The sequence below is a fragment of the Arthrobacter sp. S39 genome (assembly GCF_004320525.1).
Classification (GTDB): domain Bacteria; phylum Actinomycetota; class Actinomycetes; order Actinomycetales; family Micrococcaceae; genus Arthrobacter.
This window is the reverse complement of the sequence record NZ_SIHX01000004.1, coordinates 295,573-310,067: the sequence shown is the minus strand read 5'-3', so window position 1 is coordinate 310,067 and position 14,495 is coordinate 295,573. Positions and strand designations below refer to the sequence as shown.

The 14,495-nt window shown below is 65.7% G+C and carries 17 protein-coding genes; 9 read left to right on the top strand and 8 right to left on the bottom strand.

Annotated elements, in window-relative coordinates:
• The first annotated feature begins 1 nt into the window (after position 1).
• The 3 genes from EYS21_RS10475 (at position 2) to EYS21_RS10465 (ending at position 1,668) form a co-directional block, all read left to right on the top strand.
• A complete protein-coding gene (locus EYS21_RS10475) occupies positions 2 to 757 on the top strand; it encodes a class I SAM-dependent methyltransferase (RefSeq protein ID WP_131133136.1) in 756 nt (251 codons plus the stop codon).
• Positions 758 to 864: 107 nt separating this feature from the next.
• Entirely contained in the window at positions 865 to 1,056 is a 192-nt protein-coding gene (locus EYS21_RS10470; protein WP_131133135.1) for a DUF1918 domain-containing protein, read from the top strand.
• Between the two features lie 48 nt (positions 1,057 to 1,104).
• On the top strand, positions 1,105 to 1,668 hold the full coding sequence (locus EYS21_RS10465) for an NUDIX hydrolase (protein WP_131133134.1): 564 nt from the start codon (positions 1,105 to 1,107) through the stop codon (positions 1,666 to 1,668).
• A gap of 23 nt (positions 1,669 to 1,691) precedes the next feature.
• Here the strand turns inward: EYS21_RS10465 and EYS21_RS10460 are convergent, their stop codons facing one another.
• Positions 1,692 to 2,369 (bottom strand): endonuclease/exonuclease/phosphatase family protein, encoded by a 678-nt coding sequence (locus tag EYS21_RS10460; RefSeq protein ID WP_131133133.1) that lies wholly within the window; start codon positions 2,367 to 2,369, stop codon positions 1,692 to 1,694.
• Positions 2,370 to 2,526: 157 nt separating this feature from the next.
• On the opposite strand from EYS21_RS10460, the gene EYS21_RS10455 reads away from it, so the two are divergent.
• Positions 2,527 to 3,330, top strand: coding sequence for a thioesterase family protein (locus EYS21_RS10455; protein WP_131133132.1), 804 nt, complete (start codon positions 2,527 to 2,529; stop codon positions 3,328 to 3,330).
• Positions 3,331 to 3,354: 24 nt separating this feature from the next.
• Here EYS21_RS10455 and EYS21_RS10450 read toward each other — a convergent pair whose 3' ends face one another.
• Positions 3,355 to 5,049: a SulP family inorganic anion transporter gene (locus EYS21_RS10450; protein WP_242633369.1), complete on the bottom strand. Its 1,695-nt coding sequence runs from the start codon at positions 5,047 to 5,049 to the stop codon at positions 3,355 to 3,357.
• Positions 5,050 to 5,111: 62 nt separating this feature from the next.
• Entirely contained in the window at positions 5,112 to 5,501 is a 390-nt protein-coding gene (locus tag EYS21_RS10445) for a DUF2177 family protein (RefSeq protein WP_131133131.1), read from the bottom strand.
• A gap of 16 nt (positions 5,502 to 5,517) precedes the next feature.
• Between EYS21_RS10445 and EYS21_RS10440 the strand changes: the two genes are divergently transcribed.
• Complete coding sequence (locus EYS21_RS10440) at positions 5,518 to 6,285, top strand: lipoate--protein ligase family protein (protein WP_131133276.1); 768 nt, start codon at positions 5,518 to 5,520, stop codon at positions 6,283 to 6,285.
• A 21-nt stretch (positions 6,286 to 6,306) separates the two neighbouring features.
• Here EYS21_RS10440 and EYS21_RS10435 read toward each other — a convergent pair whose 3' ends face one another.
• The 3 genes from EYS21_RS10435 to EYS21_RS10425 form a co-directional block, all read right to left on the bottom strand.
• Positions 6,307 to 6,948, bottom strand: coding sequence for an MBL fold metallo-hydrolase (locus EYS21_RS10435; protein WP_131133130.1), 642 nt, complete (start codon positions 6,946 to 6,948; stop codon positions 6,307 to 6,309).
• Positions 6,945 to 8,030, bottom strand: a complete 1,086-nt coding sequence (locus EYS21_RS10430) for an S-(hydroxymethyl)mycothiol dehydrogenase (RefSeq protein ID WP_131133129.1) — start codon at positions 8,028 to 8,030, stop codon at positions 6,945 to 6,947. Before EYS21_RS10430 ends, EYS21_RS10435 begins: the two co-directional genes overlap by 4 nt.
• 84 nt (positions 8,031 to 8,114) lie before the next feature.
• Positions 8,115 to 8,372, bottom strand: a complete 258-nt coding sequence (locus tag EYS21_RS10425) for a mycoredoxin (protein WP_131133128.1) — start codon at positions 8,370 to 8,372, stop codon at positions 8,115 to 8,117.
• A 118-nt stretch (positions 8,373 to 8,490) separates the two neighbouring features.
• On the opposite strand from EYS21_RS10425, the gene EYS21_RS10420 reads away from it, so the two are divergent.
• The gene (locus EYS21_RS10420) at positions 8,491 to 9,240 is read left to right on the top strand and encodes an SOS response-associated peptidase (RefSeq protein ID WP_131133127.1); all 750 of its coding nucleotides are present in this window, start codon (positions 8,491 to 8,493) and stop codon (positions 9,238 to 9,240) included.
• Positions 9,241 to 9,285: 45 nt separating this feature from the next.
• On the opposite strand, the gene EYS21_RS10415 is transcribed toward EYS21_RS10420, so the two are convergent.
• Positions 9,286 to 9,708 carry a VOC family protein gene (locus EYS21_RS10415; RefSeq protein WP_131133126.1) on the bottom strand — a complete coding sequence of 141 codons (423 nt, stop codon included), beginning with the start codon at positions 9,706 to 9,708 and terminating at the stop codon, positions 9,286 to 9,288.
• A gap of 16 nt (positions 9,709 to 9,724) precedes the next feature.
• Between EYS21_RS10415 and EYS21_RS10410 the strand changes: the two genes are divergently transcribed.
• A complete protein-coding gene (locus EYS21_RS10410; protein WP_131133125.1) occupies positions 9,725 to 10,048 on the top strand; it encodes a chorismate mutase in 324 nt (107 codons plus the stop codon).
• Between the two features lie 78 nt (positions 10,049 to 10,126).
• On the opposite strand, the gene EYS21_RS10405 is transcribed toward EYS21_RS10410, so the two are convergent.
• Entirely contained in the window at positions 10,127 to 10,516 is a 390-nt protein-coding gene (locus tag EYS21_RS10405) for a hypothetical protein (RefSeq protein ID WP_131133124.1), read from the bottom strand.
• A gap of 166 nt (positions 10,517 to 10,682) precedes the next feature.
• Here EYS21_RS10405 and EYS21_RS10400 point away from each other — a divergent pair, with 166 nt between their 5' ends.
• Both EYS21_RS10400 and dnaE read left to right on the top strand, forming a co-directional pair.
• On the top strand, positions 10,683 to 10,997 hold the full coding sequence (locus EYS21_RS10400) for a DUF6504 family protein (protein ID WP_131133123.1): 315 nt from the start codon (positions 10,683 to 10,685) through the stop codon (positions 10,995 to 10,997).
• Complete coding sequence (dnaE, locus tag EYS21_RS10395) at positions 10,994 to 14,482, top strand: DNA polymerase III subunit alpha (protein WP_131133122.1); 3,489 nt, start codon at positions 10,994 to 10,996, stop codon at positions 14,480 to 14,482. Before EYS21_RS10400 ends, dnaE begins: the two co-directional genes overlap by 4 nt.
• The last annotated feature ends 13 nt before the right edge of the window (positions 14,483 to 14,495 follow it).

The window sequence follows — 14,495 nt, the reverse complement described above, 5'->3', positions numbered from 1 at the left end:
GGTGATCAACCAACAAGAGCTCTGGGACCACGACGCCGCGCAGCAGTACGACACGCCTGGCGAGGGAATGTTCTCTCCCGAGGTGCTGGCGCCCACCGTCGAGGTACTGTCGGAGCTCGCGGGCGACGGTCCGGCGGTCGAGTTCGCCATTGGCACCGGCCGTGTCGCCATCCCCCTGTCAGGGGCGGGGATCCAGGTCAGCGGCATTGAACTCTCCCACGCGATGATCTCCCGGCTCCGGGAGAAGGCGGGAGAGGACCGCATTGCCGTCGTCCAGGGTGACATGTGCGAGGCCGTGGCGGGGGAGAACTTTTCGCTGGCGTTCCTGGTGTTCAACACCATCGCCAACCTCCTGACGCAGGACGAACAGGTCCGGTGTTTCCAGAACGCTGCCCGTCACCTTGCACCTGGCGGGCGCTTTGTCATTGAGCTGTGGGTGCCGCAACTGCGGTCGCTGCCACCCGGACATGGCGGAACCGTGGAGGTGAGCCGGCCCGGGTACCTCCTGGTCGACACCTATGACGTGCTGCACCAGCACGTCATCTCACACCACGTACAGTTCGGCCCGGACCTGGCGGACGGGCGGGAGGCCCGGATCGGGCGGACACCCCACCGCTACATCTGGCCCAGCGAACTCGACCTGATGGCGCGGTTGGCCGGGTTTGAGCTGGAATCCAGGTGGGCGGACTGGGACCGCAGCGAATTCACCGAAGATTCCCGCAGCCACGTTTCCGTGTACCGGCTCACCACAGTGTGAGCCGGCAGGCCAAACAGCGCACGAAATATGCGCCGGATAACTCTGCTCAACGGCACCCTGTTGCCGCCTGCCGTTGAGTCGTACTCTGGGGCTGGGAGGTGGTTGCCATGGAGGCAGCGCAGGGTGACAGGATCATCGTCAGGGGAAGGACCGTCGGTTCCACCGACCGGCACGGGGTGATCCTGGAAGTGAAAGGACAGGAAGGCCACCCGCCGTACCTTGTCCGCTTTGACGACGGACACGAGACCGTCATGTATCCCGGCGGTGATTTCGCCGTCGACAAAACGCACGGCGGCTGACGCCGTCTTATTGCGTGCAGCCGGCCGCGTGCCTGTCAGACTGGAGCCATGGATCATTCCGTGACCGCAACCCAGGCCGACGCCGGAAGCTCAAGCCAGCCCGGGCAAAACCCGTACCTTCAGCACCCTCCTGCCCGGACGGGTCCGCGGGATCCCGGCGATGACTGGGTGGAAGGGGACCGGGGGCGTTTCTGGGGCAGGTTCGGCGCAGCCGGAGTGCTCGCCTACGATCCGGACAGGGGTGTGCTCCTGCAGCACCGCGCGGAGTGGAGCCACAACGGCGGCACGTGGGGCCTCCCCGGCGGGGCCCTGCACCAGGGGGAGGACGCAGTGACAGGCGCGCTGCGGGAAGCCCATGAAGAAGCCGCGGTGCCGGGTGACAGCGTCAGCGTTCTGTTCACCTCGGTCCTGGACTTCGGTTACTGGTCCTACACCACGGTGGTACTCCTGGTCACAGCTCCCTTTGAGCCAGTGATCAGCGACCCCGAAAGCATTGAACTCCTGTGGGTGCCGCTGACCGACGTCGACGCCAGGGAACTGCACCCGGGTTTTGCCGCTGCCTGGCCCGGACTGCGGACCCGCTTGCTGTCGCTGGCAGAAGCGAGCCGTTAGCGGCTCCTGCCAGGGAACGGCCCTTAGGTGTCCTGGCCGTATTCCGCGGTGATCAGGATGGGCAGGTGGTCGGACTTGCCGCGCGGCAGGGTTTCCACACTTTCAATGTCCAGGCCCAGGGACGTGGCGAAATCGAAGTGGCCCTTGAAGACCTTGTAGCGGGTGTACGTGCGGCGGTCGCTGAGGGACAGGGCATAGCCCGAGTCCTTCATGTGTGCGTGCAGGTTCTTGGTGAAGAACGGGTAGTTGAAGTCACCCACCATCAGCGTCATCAGCCCGCTGCCCATGCTCAACAGCTCGGCGTGGGCGGCATGGATCTGCGTCCGGCGCAGGGAGTTGGAGGCGGTGAGCGGTGAGGCATGGAAGGAGCCGATCACCAGTTCGTGCTGGGTTTCGTTGTCCACCACCCGGGTGCCGATCAGGCGTTCATGTGCAGGCGCCAACACCCGGTCATGCATGGACTTCTTCAGCGCGAACGATTGAGTTTTCACAGCTGTAAAGCGGCTGCTCCGGTAATAGATGGCCAGACCCAGCCTGTTGCCCTTGGTGGAGTCTGCCAGGTGCAGCGACCCGAGGGTTTCCGGCAGATCGGCCGAATCCACTTCCTGCAGGCACAGCGCATCGACCTCAAAATTCCGGGCGAGGGCAAGGAGTTCTCCACTTGCCTTGTGCTTCCGGAGGTTGTAACTAATGACGCGCATCGGACACCTCTTCCGAGGGTTGCTGACAGGACCAGTTTCTGAGTCTACCCAGATCCCCCTCCTCCGGCGCCAACATTTCGCCGCGTCAGGGCAAAGCGTCGTGGCCAAGCCGATAGAGTTAGTGGCGATTCACCCAGAACCACGGGAAGGGCCAACGTTGACCAGAGATCTGCCCGAACTTGCCGACGGCAACTTCTACTACCAGGCATTGGGCGGCGGCCGTTTCCGCTCCACCATCCACGCCCAGGGGGCCTGGAACGAGCACGAGCAGCACATGGCCCCGGCCTCCGGGCTCATGGCCGACAGCCTTGAACGGCACGCGCCCCGGGCGGACATGCGGATGGCCCGGCTCAGCTACGAGATCCTGGGGCTGATTCCCGGCGGCGAATTCCATATCGAGAGCACCACCCTCCGGCCCGGCAGGACCATCGAGCTCCTTCAGGCCGAGCTCATCGCCAACGGCCGGGTGGCCATCCGCGCCACGGCCTGGCGCCTGGCCACCAGCGACACCAGCGCGGTTGCCGCCGTCGAGGACACCGCCATTCCCGCGCCGGACGAATGCAAGCCGTACGACGGCGCCAGCGTCTGGCCGGGCGGGTACATCCGGTCCCTGGAGATGCGCGTGGCTGAGGGCCATCGGCCGGGCGCCGGCACGGTCTGGCTGCGGACCGGCCATCCGTTGACCGACGCGGCCGACAGTGGCGACCTGGCCCGCCTGATGGGGCTGGTGGATACGGCCAACGGGATTGCGGCCCGCGTCCCGCCGGGCAAGGACAGCTACGCCTTCCCGAACCTTGACCTGCAGATCCACATGTACCGGCGGCCGGAGGGTGAATGGCTGGGCCTGGACAATGCGGTGTCGTTCGGGGCGGACGGAATTGGCCTCACGTCCACGGTGCTGCACGACCTTGCCGGCCCCTTCGGTCGCGCCGAGCAGATCCTGACGCTGCGGAAGTCCTGACCCGCGGCAGGGAGGCCGCGCCCCCTACTCGGTTGCCGCGGTGTCCTTGTAGGCGCGCACGGCGGAGTCGAGGGTGGGGAAGAAGTGGTCCGGCGTGAACCGTGCACTGGCTCCGAACCGCACCAGCCGGTCCTTGACGGGGCCCTTCAGCTCGGCAAAGACCAGGCTGGTGCCATCCCGGGCCAGTTCGTCGTCGAGCTGGGCCACCTCATCCAGCGCCGTTGTGTCGAGATCGGTAATAGGCTCGGCGGCGACGATGACCCACGTCACCGGCCAGGGGGCAGCGTCCACGAGGCTGCGGATATGGTCTGCGAATACCTCTCCGTTCGCAAAAAACAGCGGCGCGTCGAAGCGTGCAATCACCAGCCCTTCCACCCGCCGGCCGTCGGGATGCCGGTCCAGGTCGTGGAAGCCCGGGATGCCCTCCACGCTGGCGAGTTCCGTGCGGTAGGGATCCCAGGCACGCCGGACGAAGGCCATCAGGGACAGCCCGATGGCCACCACTATTCCCTCCAGGACACCAATAAAGGCGACGCCGAGGAATGCGACGACGAGGAGGAGGGCCTCCGTCCGGCTCGTCCTCATCAGCCGGAACAGCGTCTTCACGTCCACCAGCGACGCCGCCGCCACGATCACCACGGCGGCGAGCGTGGCCGTGGGAAGGAAGGCTGTCAGCCCCGGAACGGCGACCATAAACAGGATCACCAGCAAGGCTGCCACCACGCCGCTGAGCTGCGTCCGCGCTCCGGCGTCGAGCACAATCGGTGTGCGTGAGGAACTCCCGCACACCGGAAAGCCGCCCAGCACGCCGGTAGCCACGTTGGCGATGCCCAGTGCACCCATTTCCTCATTGCCATTGACCCGGTCCCCGCGGCGCGCTGCGAGGCTTTTGGAGAGCGTGGAGGTGTCCGCAAAAGCAATCAGCGCAATACCGGCCGCCGGCCCCGCGAGTGCCAGGACGTCGTCCGCCCCGATGCCGCCCAGGGCCGGGGCCGGGAGTCCCTGCGGCAGGGATCCGACCACCGGCAACTGCCCCGCCAGGTCCAGCGCCGCCACCACGGCGATGGAGCCGGCCACGGCAAACAGGACGCTGGGTACCTTCCAGGGCAGAAGGCGGCCAGCCACAATGACGGCCAGGCTGCCTGCGCCCACGGCGAGGGCGACGGGATTGATTCCTCCGCTGGCGACGGCGCCGGCCAGGCCGGTGAGGCGCTCCAGGAGGCTGTCGCCAGGGACGGAGATGCCGAGCAGCCGCGGAAGCTGGCTGACAGTGACTGCCAAAGCGATGCCGTTCAGATAACCAACACGAATGGGCCGGGACAGCAGTCCCGTCACAAATCCCAGCTTTAAGAGCCGTCCGGCAATGAGGAAGACGCCGATGAGGATGGCCAGCACGCCGGCCATTGGCACCGCCTGCTCCGGGTCACGCCCGGCCAGCGGAAGAATGGCGGCCGCGATCATCGGAGCGAGCGCCGAATCCGGCCCTACAATCACCACCCGCGACGGCCCGAAAATGGCGTAAACGATCATCGGCACCACGGAGGCGTACAGACCCGTGACAGCAGGAAGCCCGCTCGCCTCGGCGTACGCCATCCCCGCCGGCACCAGTGCGGCACTCAATGCCGCCCCGGCAATCAGGTCCGGCTTCAGCCACGAGCGCCGGTAGTTCCGCGCAACGCCGATTCCCGGCATGGCCTTCAGGATCCAGTCGTGGCGCACTTTGCCTCCCGGTGGCAACGGTCAGGATGGTTAAGTCGGAGCACCCGGCGGACGCGCCCGCGTCAGCTGCTCCGGAACACCAGCCAGCCGGCCAGTGTGGCGAGCCCGGTCAGCACGGCTCCCCAGAGCATGTCCACCACGATCAGCTGCAGCGGCCACGTCTTGAGGGTCGCGGCGTTGGTCAGGTCATAGGTGGCATAGGCGAAGGCGCCCAGCGCGGCGCCGTAGCCCACGGCGGTCAGCCAGCTGCCGCCGTCGAGCGCCGGACGCAGCGCGAAGAAGACAATTCCCGCGATGTAAATGACATAGAAGGCCACGGCGTAACCTAGGTGTGGTTTGTCCGCCAGCAACTCGCCGATGTGACTCCGGTAGAACGGGTTCATCAGCTTAAGCCACACGGCGTCAATGACTGCGAACGCGGCGGCGACAACGAGGAATTGCAATATGACCATAAGGGAGCTTAGCAACATGCAGGATGCCGGAACGGGACGGCGGGAGCTCACCGTGGTGCGCCAGGAACGATCGCTGGGCGCAGCAGAAGACCTGGATCTTGCGCTGGAACTGCTGGCCAGGGCCAAGACGGGCCGGATCGGCCCCACCCTCCGGCTGTACCGTCCAGCCCCCACGGTGGCCTTCGGCCAGCGGGACACCCGCCTGCCCGGATTCGAGGCGGCCGCGCAGGCGTGCCGTGACCGGGGCTTCGAACCCCTCGTGCGGAAGGCGGGAGGGCGTGCCGCCGCGTACCACCAGGGCACCCTCGTGGTGGACCACATCGAGCCTCATGCCGACGCCATCGCCGGGTCCAAGACCCGGTTCGGTTTTTTCGGTGAACTGCTGGCGGAGGCCCTGCGGTCCGCTGGCGTAGAGGCCGCCGTCGGTGAAATTCCGGGGGAGTACTGCCCCGGCGAATACAGCGTGCACGGAACGGACCGGGCCAACCCCGCCCACCAGGTCAAGCTCGTGGGCACGGCGCAGCGGGTAGTGTCCGGCGGTTGGCTCTTCAGCTCCGTCATCGTGGTGGAGGATTCCGCCCCGATCCGGGGCGTGCTGACCGACAGCTACGCGGCGCTCGGGCTCGAGTGGGACCCCGCAACCGCCGGTGCCGCCAACGATCTCGTGCCCGGACTTGACGTCCGGACCGTCGAGGATGCCTTGCTGTCTACCTATGCGGGCTACGCTTCCCTCCGGTTTGCCGACTTCAGCGGCTATGCCGGGCTGGACATCGGGAAGGCGTAGCCCGCAAGGGTTAACAGTGGCTCAGTGGCCCCGGGCGATCCATTCGTCCAGGTGCGGAGCTTCGGCGCCGATGGTGGTGGAGTCGCCATGGCCGGTCCGCACCACTGTCGCCTCCGGCAGCGGCAGCAGCCACGACCGGATGGAGTCGATGATCGTGGGGAAGTCGCTGTAGGACCTGCCCGTCGCGCCCGGACCGCCCTGGAACAGTGTGTCGCCGGTGAAGACAGTGCCTTCGCCGTCGGGCCCGTCAGCCAGGTAGAACGACACCGATCCCGGCGAGTGCCCCGGCGTGTGGAGTGCCTTCAGCTTCGCTCCGCCCACCTCGAAGACGTCGCCGTGGCTGATGTCGACGTCGGGATCCACCTCCGGGTAGACGTTCCGCCAGAGCATCCAATCGCCCTGGTGGAGGTGGATGGGTGCCTGCACCAGGTCCCAGAAGTCACCGACTGACCCGATGTGGTCGTCATGGCCGTGGGTGAGCAAGATGGCCTTAAGCGTCCGTCCGCCCACTGCGGCTGCCACTGCTTTGGCGTCGTGGGCGGGATCGATGACGATGCATTCCTCGTCGTTGCCCACAATCCAGACGTTGTTGTCCACGTCCCAGGTGCCGCCGTCAAGCGAGAACGTCCCGGACGTGACCAGACGGTCGATCCGCAGGCTCACAGCTCCACCACCGAACGCAGCACCGAACCGGCGTGCATTTTGTCGAAGGCTTCCTCCACCTGGTCGATGGTGATCCGCTCGGTGACGAAGGCGTCCAGATCCAGCTTGCCCTGCTTGTAGAGGCTGATGAGCATCGGGAAGTCGCGGGAGGGCAGGCAGTCGCCGTACCAGGAGGACTTCAGGGAGCCGCCGCGGCCGAAGACGTCCAGCAGGGGAAGTTCCAGCGTCATCTCCGGGGTGGGCACGCCCACCAGGACGACGGTGCCGGCGAGGTCGCGGGCGTAGAACGCCTGCTTGTACGTCTCCGGGCGGCCGACGGCGTCAATCACCACGTCAGCGCCGAAGCCGCCGGTGAGCTCGCGGATTCTCTCCACGGGATCGGTTTCCGAGGAATCGACAGTGTGGGTGGCGCCGAGCTCTTTGGCGCGCTCCAGCTTTTTCGCGTCGATGTCGACGGCGATGACCGTGGTGGCGCCGGCGAGCGCCGCTCCGGCGATGGCAGCCACGCCCACGCCGCCGCAGCCAATCACGGCCACCGAGTCGCCGCGCTTAACGCCGCCGGTGTTGATCGCGGCGCCCAGCCCGGCCATCACGCCGCAGCCGAGCAGGCCGATGGCGGCAGCATCGGCGTCGGGATCCACCTTGGTGCACTGTCCGGCGGCAACCAGGGTCTTTTCGGTGAAGGCGCCGATGCCCAGGGCGGCGGAGAGTTCGGTGCCGTCCTCGAGGGTCATTTTCTGCGTGGCGTTGTGCGTGTTGAAACAGTACTGCGCCTCGCCGCGGTTGCAGGCGCGGCAGTTGCCGCAGACGGCCCGCCAGTTGAGCACCACGCGGTCGCCCGGGGCGACGTCCGTGACGTCGGGGCCTACGGCGCTGACCACTCCGGTGGCCTCGTGGCCGAGAAGGAATGGGAAGTCATCGCTGATGCCGCCCAGCTTGTAGTGCAGATCGGTGTGGCAGACGCCGCTGGTGATGATGTCCACCAGGGCCTCGCCCGGACCCGGATCCGGGACCAGGATGGTCTCCAGAGTGACCGGGGCGCCCTTGGAGCGGGCTACGACACCTTTGACTTTATGGACCACGAAAGGCTCCCTCAATGCAGATAGACAAAAACGGGACCAACACGGATGTTGGTCCCGTTCTGTCTACCACATGAGCTGCTGCGGTCAGGCTGCGAGGCGGCTCTTTACTTCAGCTACGGAGGGGTTGGTGGCGGCGGTGCCGTCCGGGAAAAGCACGGTGGGGACTGTCTGGTTGCCGCCGTTGAGCTGTTCCACGAGTTCGGCCGTGCCCTCAACCTCTTCAATGTTGATTTCCGTGTAGCCGATGCCCTGCGCGTCCAGCTGCTTCTTCAGCCGGTTGCAGTAACCGCACCAGGTGGTGGAAAACATGGTGATGGTGCCGTTCTCGGGGGTAAAGTCCACGGAGCTCTCCTAAATCAGTGAGGGGGTTCGTTCCCATCAACGGTAACCCGCGGCCCGCTATTCCCCGGAGCCGGTAGCCCCGGATGACACCGCGTAACACTGATGGCATGCTGGTGCCATGTGTGGACGCTATGTGATGGCACGTGCGGTGGGGGACCTGCTGGCCGAATTCGATGCCCAGCTCGAGGAGGACGTGGAGCTGCCGCCGTCGTGGAATGTTGCACCCACCGATGACGTGCCCATTGTCCTGGAACGCCTGATTGACGACTCCGCCGTCCGGCAGCTGCATGTGGCCCGGTGGGGCCTGGTGCCGTCCTGGGCCAAGGATCCCGGCATCGGATCCAAAATGATCAACGCCCGGAGCGAAACGGTCCTGGAGAAGCCCGCCTTCCGCAAGGCCATCCAGTCGCGCCGCTGTGCCGTGCCGGCGGACGGCTATTACGAGTGGAAGCAGGGGACGGGGAAGGCGAAGCAGCCCTACTACGTCCACCCCGGCGAGGGCAGCGGCCTGGTTTTTGCCGGGCTGTACGAATGGTGGAAGGACCCGTCCAAGGCGGAGGGTGAGCCCGGCCGGTGGCTGCTCTCCACGTCCATCCTGACGGCCGACACGCCCCCACCGGGATCGGAGTCAACTGTCTTCGGCAAACTGACCGCCCTGCACGACCGGGTGCCGCTGCCCATGGACCGGGCCACGATGGAGTCCTGGATCGACCCGCAGATCGACGACGCCGCCTTCCTGGTGGACCTGGTCCGCGCCCATGTGAAGGATGTTGCCGCGGACTGGCACGTGGAGTCCGTTGGCCGGGAGGTGGGAAACGTGCGCAACAATTCCCCCGAGCTCATCCGCCCGGTGGAGGCGCTGTTCTGAGGCGTATTATCCGCTGACCCGGGCGACGGCGGAGGTGCCTGACCCCTAAACGGTGACCTTGCCGGCGTCGTCCACTGCCCACGTGGGGTTGTAGGCGATCTCCCAGCGGAAGCCGTCCGGGTCCGCGAAATAGCCGGTGTATCCGCCCCACGGCTGGGTGACCGGCTCCGCAACTATTTTTGCCCCGGCTGCGGCGGCTTCGGCCATGACCCGGTCCACGTCCGCGGTGCTGGGGAGGTTGTGGCTGAGCGTGATGCAGGGGACTGGTCCCGGCGCATCAACCCCGGCTTCGGCCTGCATCTGGCCGGCGTTCCACAGCGAGAGGATCAGCCCGTGGTTGACCTGGATAAACACCACGTCGTCGGGCAATTCCTTGTGGACGGGCCAGCCGAGGCCCTCTGCGTAGAAGCGGCGGGAGGCCGCTACGCTGCGTACACCTAGTGAGATGAAGTCGACTCTGGGCTGCATGCTTCGATACTGTCAGATGATGGCGACAATTCAAGGAAACGACAGGGACGCGCTGGCCGACAAGGAACAGCTCGCCGCCGTGCGGATTGCAGTCGACGAGGTCGATGACCAGATCGTTACCCTCATTGCCCGGCGTGAGCGGCTGATCCGGATCGCCGGAACCCTGAAGGGTGACGACGCCGAAGTCCGGGCCCCGGGCCGGGTGGAGCGGGTCATTGAGCACGTACGCTCCGCTGCGGAGAAGAAGGACATCGATCCGGACATCGTGGAATCCACGTACCGGGCCATGATCTCGGGCTTTATCGAACTCGAGCTGAAGGTCCACAAAGAAAGCAGCTGAGGCTGTTCGACATCCATACAGGGCGCCCTGCGGCCGGACACGTATCCGGTTGCAGGGCGCCTGTTTTGGTGCGCCTGGTTACAGTGCTTCGTCGACGGTGATGCCGGACTGGAATTCCCTGCCGTCCGCCTCGCTGAACGCCGACATGATGTGACCCTTGCCGAGCCCGTGGATGGCGGCCAAAGGGAAGTTTCCGGTGATGGAGTTGCCGGAGTGCGTGACTCCGCTGAGGTCGAAGTTTTCCTCGGTGCCCTGTTCGTGGCTGAACGAGTAGAAGGCGATCGCCTCCCCGTTCATGAATTCAATGCCCAACCGTCTTTGTGATGAGTAGTCAGGGCTGGCCGCAACGAGACCCACTACGTACGCACCCGCTCCCGGGATGTTGCCGTCGATATCAAAGGTTGCCACGAGCGTTGTGTCCTGGGCCTTGATGCTTACGTGCTTGAGGAGTGCGTCATTGGTGCTCATGCCACAATCCTGCTCCCTGCCGTCATTTCCGTCCACCCCTGTCTAGGTTTTGTGTTGGCTCCGGCGTAGACTGGATTTATTCGAACATGTATTCGAATAAGTGTGTTCGAAACCCCGGGATGGACCTTCCTGGGCCACAGTTCCAGTTCAGTTCCGGGAGGCGCCAATGGGTATGTTCAGCGAATCCGTTGACGTCGCCTGCAACGCTGCCGGCCAGCCGGTGGCCCTCCAATGGGCCGGGCGGCACTACACCGTGTGCGCTGAACCTGTGCGGTGGTTTGAACGCAGGCAGTGGTGGGCCGAGGAAAGCCGCGCACCGCTGGGAAGCGGGCCCGGTCTGGTTGACCACGAAATCTGGCGGGTCCAGGTGCAGGCAGACCCGCAGGAAGAACCCCTCACCCTGGACCTGAGCCGGCACCTCGGAAGCGGCCGGTGGCGGCTGCTCCGGATCCATGACGCACTCCAACCCAGAACCGCATGACTTTCACGCATCTCCACACTTCCACCGCCTTCAGTGCCCACTATGGGGTGTCCTGGCCGGACGAACTCGCCCAGGTTGCCGCCGCTGACGGTGCCACAGCGCTCGCCTGTACTGACCGGGACGGCCTGTACGGCACGGTCAAGCACCTCAAGGCCTGCATGGCCGCAGGTATTGACCCCATCGTGGGGGTTGACCTTGCGGTGTTCGACGACGACGGCGACCACCGCACCCAGCTCGCCGGACGCGTGGTGGTCCTCGCCCGAGGCCATAACAATGGCGCGGGCTACCGTGCCCTGTGCAGGCTGGTGTCAGATGCCCATGCCAGGACTTCCGGCAAAGCCGGGGGAGCTGTACCGGTGGCAGTCACCCGCGCCGAACTCGCCTCCCGGACCCTTGACCCGAAAACCCTGAAGCCGGTCCTGATGGTCCTGATCGGACCGGATTCCGACGTCGGACGCGCCATGGGCGGGCGGCGGTACCTGCGCCCCCGCACCCTCTTCAAACGCTGGCTGGATGCCATGCCGCAGGGGACCATGGTGGCTGAAGTGGTTTCCCAGCTCAGCTCACCGGGCTCACCGCTGAGCACCGCCCACGCAGTGCGGATGCTCAAACTCGCGGAGGAACACCAGGTCCCTGCCGTGCTCACCAACGCTGTACGGTACTGCGCCGAGGACGGAGCCGCCACGGCGGACGTCCTGGATTCAGCCCGCACACTGAAGTCCCTCCCCGAACTCGCCGCCGAACCCCTGCTCCAGCCCAACGGCCAGGCCTGGCTGAAATCGTCAGCACAGATGCTCCAGCTCGGCAAGGAAATCATCGGCACTGCAGGATACGGGGCGGCGGACCTCAAACAGCTCATGGCCCAGACCGAGGCGCTCGCCGACCTCTGCCGGATAGACCCCGTCACTGACATGGGATGGAAGCAGCCCGTTGTCCCCGAGGCCTCAGTCATCGGCATCAGCCAGGACCCGCACGTGGAGCTGGTCCAGCGCTGCGAGGCCGGGATCGGCAGGAGGTTCCCTGGCATCACCGGAGCCGCCGAAAAGGAAATGCGCTCGCGGCTGGAGCACGAACTGGGGATCATCATGAACCTCGGGTTCTCCTCCTACTTCCTGACCGTCGCCGAAGTGTCCCGGATGATCCTGGACATGGGGGTCCGCGCCGCCGCCCGGGGGTCCGGAGCATCCAGCCTGGTCAACTACCTCATCGACGTCAGCCAGGTAAACCCCCTGCAGCATGACCTGATCTTCGAAAGGTTCCTGTCCCAGGACCGGGCCACCCTGCCGGACATTGACATCGATGTTGAAAGCGCTGAACGGCACAACGTTTACCGGCGGATCTTTGACCGCTTCGGTGCCGAACGCGTCACGCTCATGAGCATGCAGAACGGATACCGGGCGCGTGGCGCAGTCAGGGACGCCGGCATGGCCCTGGGTATGGACGACGGCGACGTCGGCGAGATCGCCAAGCAGCTGTGGCGCTTTTCGGCCCGCAAGTTCCGGGAGGCACTGGTGGAGAAACCCGAACTGCGCGAGTTCGCCGACCGGGTGGAGCGCAGTGACTTTGCCGAAAACCAGCAGCTTGATCTTCTGGTGGACCTCACGGAACGGCTGGACCGGCTTCCCCGGCATATTTCCATGCACCCCTGCGGGGTGATCCTGGGCGATGCCACACTGCTGGACCGCACCCCCGTACAGCCCAGCGGCCTGGGATTGCCCATGAGCCAGTTCGACAAACACGACATGGATCCCATGGGGATGCTGAAGCTCGACGTCCTGGGTGTCAGGATGCAGAGCGCCATGGCCTTCGCTGTCCGCGAGGTCATCCGGCTCCACCCTTCCAAGGCCGAAGTAGTGGCTGCTGGGGCGCACCCCCAGGGTGAGGACGGGACAGGCCCGGACTACATCGCCGACAACGGCCACATCAACCTCAATGCCGTGCCGCTGGACGACGAACCCACCTATGAGCTGATCCGAAGCACGCACACCCTGGGCTGCTTCCAGATCGAGTCGCCAGGTCAGCGGGAGCTCATCGGCAAAATGGAGCCGCGCGAATTCAATGACCTCATCATCGACATCTCGCTGTTCCGGCCGGGGCCGATGAAATCAGACATGGTGCGGCCGTTCCTGGAGCACAGGCACGGTTTCGCGCCGGAGGTGTACCCCCACCCGGACCTGAAACCTGTGCTGCAGGAAACCCACGGGGTCACCGTCTTCCACGAACAGATCCTGAAAACCTTCAACGTCATGACGGGCTGCGGCCTTGCCCGTGCGGACGAATTCCGGCGCGCCCTGGGCAATGAGCTGCTCGAACCGAAGGTGGAGGAGTTCTTCCGGAAGGAGGCCAGGGCCAAAAACTATTCACCGGACGTGGTGGACAAGGTGTGGGGAACCCTGAAGGCGTTTGGCAGCTTCGGTTTCTGCAAGGCCCACGGCGCCGCCTTTGCCGTACCCACCTACCAGTCGGCGTGGCTGAAGGCGCACCACCCTGAGGCGTTCCTGGCCGGGCTGTGGGAGCACGATCCCGGCATGTACCCCAAGCGGCTCCTGGTGGCTGAAGCACGCAGGCTGGGCATCCCCATCCTTCCCCTGGACATCAACCGGAGCCATGCCGAATACCGGGTTGAGCCGGTGGAGCACGGGCCGGACCGCGGCAAACTGGGGATCAGGCTGAGCCTGAAGGGCATCTACGGGCTGTCCGGCGCAGAGCTTAAGCGCATCGTGGCCGGGCAGCCCTATGACTCGCTGGCTGATCTTCGGGCGCGGTCCCGGCTGAGCAAACCCAACATCAAACGGCTGGCCCAGCTGGGCGCCTTTGATTCGCTGCACCGGGAGTCGGGCGGGGCCGCCAACCGGGCAGACCTCGTCCAGCACCTCCAAAGAATGCAGTCGGCAGGCAGCGCGCGGAAGGGCATCGAGGTCATTGAGGGGCAGCTTTCCCTGCCATTGGGCGACGTGGAACTTCGAAACGTCAAACCCGGGCTGCCGGCCCCAACGCTGGTGGAAAATGTCCGGGCAGAACTGGACCTGATGGCCATTGACGTCAGCGGGCACCTGATGGACAGCCACCGCCCCATGCTGGACAGGCTCGGCGTCACTACGGCGGACAAGCTGCTGGGCCTGCGCAACGGCTCCGAAGTGCTGGTGGCCGGGGTGCGCATCGCCACCCAGACCCCTCCCATGCGTGGCGGGCGCCGAGTGGTGTTCATCAGCATCGACGACGGCACCGGATGCATCGACTCTGTCTTCTTCCACGAAGCTCAGGAGCAGGCCGGGCTGCTGCTGTTCGGCACCAGGCTTTTGCTCATCCGCGGCACCACCCGGCGGACGGGGCCCAGGGGCATCAGCCTGAGTGCCAGCATGGCGTGGGACCTGAGCCGGGTGGAGACCCTCCCGTTCCCGGAGTCACGGCCCGAAACCACCGACATTCCGCATCCCCTGGACGGAATCAGCCGCAGCCTGGCCATCACCGGAATGGGTGGCTGAACCGCGCCATCCC